Here is a 1,555-nt window from a genome sequence, read left to right as displayed (position 1 = left end):
CTATACCACTACATTACATAAAAAATTTCACAACTATTTATGAGGATATAAAGGTTCCTAATAAAAGATTAAAAGAACTTATTTTAGATGATATAGTACCTCAAAATATTTCTGAAGATGCTATTTTTTGTTATTATCAAACACTTTCTTTTGTACATAAAAACTCCTGTACTTTATCAATTAATCCAGCAACTATACAGGAATTACATTTTCAACTAATACATTACCTTACCTCTGACAGTGCCAAATGGCGTGAAAAACCTTTTATTATTCCAGGTATTCCTGAGCATGGAATGCACTTGAATAGTTACCGCATTCTTCCGCATGAACTCATTCCACAGTTTATGGAGCAATTATGTGATCAATACAACTCATTAAATACTAGGAAGGGGCTACATTCACTTTTATTAATAGCTCGTTTTATATTAAATTTTTATTGCATAGTCCCTTTCAATCAAGGTAATAACAGGCTGGCATTTATGTTAATGCAATTGCTGTTAATTAAGAGTGGACATACATTTGTAAAATATGTATGTTTGGATAAATATATTAAGAAAAATGAATCTGATTATTACGATTCGATTTATAAATCTTCGGTCAATTGGTACTGCGAGGAACATAATAATAGCTTTTGGTTAAAAACGTTTTTAACAATTATATTAGAGGCTTACAAAGATCTTCATAACACAGTTCTAGATTCTATATGTAAACATACTAAAGTTGAGAGAATTCAAGATTTTATACTTAAACAAAAACAACCTTTTACTAAGGAGAGTATTCGTAACACTTATCCAGACATTGCAGAAAGTACAATCAGTAAGGCTTTAAATTCCTTGCAAGTGTTTGGCCATATTAAGCTAGTTACAAAGGGAAGAAACGCAAAGTGGATTAAAATTTGACCATACTTTCAATACACCTGAGGTTTAAAAATTCAATTATAATCTTATCATTGAATTTCATTTTAATTTTAAACTAATATTACTTTTTTAGTTATTTCTAATTCCAACAAAACATTTTATAGGAAAAGGTCCGCTTCCCCCGCCTTTTCCTATAATAAAATGAAATATAAACATAAAATAATTGTCGAAAAAAGTCTTATTTTAATATTTTTTCTTTATTTTCTGGTTGTAAACGCTTCTATTTCGTGTTACCATCTTAATCAAACAATAGATGGTCATAAAAATGAAAGTATTTCTTTCCCTTAGAAACATATAAGCGTACGGTAATATCATGAAAATAAGGCCAAAGGAATATTTGATACCTACCAAAATAATTAATAAGAATTTTGCCGTGTTATTTTTCTGATTATTAAGAAAATACATTTTGTCCCTAAACAAAATTTGTTAGTGCGCAAGATTCAAATACACTAGAACACCCAAATAAATGAAATATCCTTTTTCATTGAGCATTAAGGTATGGAAAAAGAATTCTTCCTACAAAATTCAGATGATTAACTTAAAGGCATCTAAATTACTACCTTAATCGCCATCTATTGTTGATAACATATTTACTAACTATGAAAAAGAGCCTATCAATGGTTCTTTTTGTTATAATC

The 1,555-nt window shown here is 28.5% G+C and carries 1 protein-coding gene; it reads left to right on the top strand.

Annotated features, from left to right (window positions below; genetic code table 11):
- Positions 1-899: Fic family protein (locus GBN78_RS29675; protein ID WP_152128033.1), on the top strand; the 899-nt coding region annotated here is incomplete at its 5' end.
- Between the last annotated feature and the right edge of the window lie 656 nt (positions 900-1,555).

Source organism: Bacillus sp. B2-WWTP-C-10-Post-4 (assembly GCF_009183805.1).
In the GTDB taxonomy this organism is placed as follows: domain Bacteria; phylum Bacillota; class Bacilli; order Bacillales; family Bacillaceae_G; genus Bacillus_A; species Bacillus_A cereus.
The sequence above is the reverse complement of the archived record's forward strand: the minus strand, read 5'-3'. Positions and strand labels throughout refer to the sequence as shown.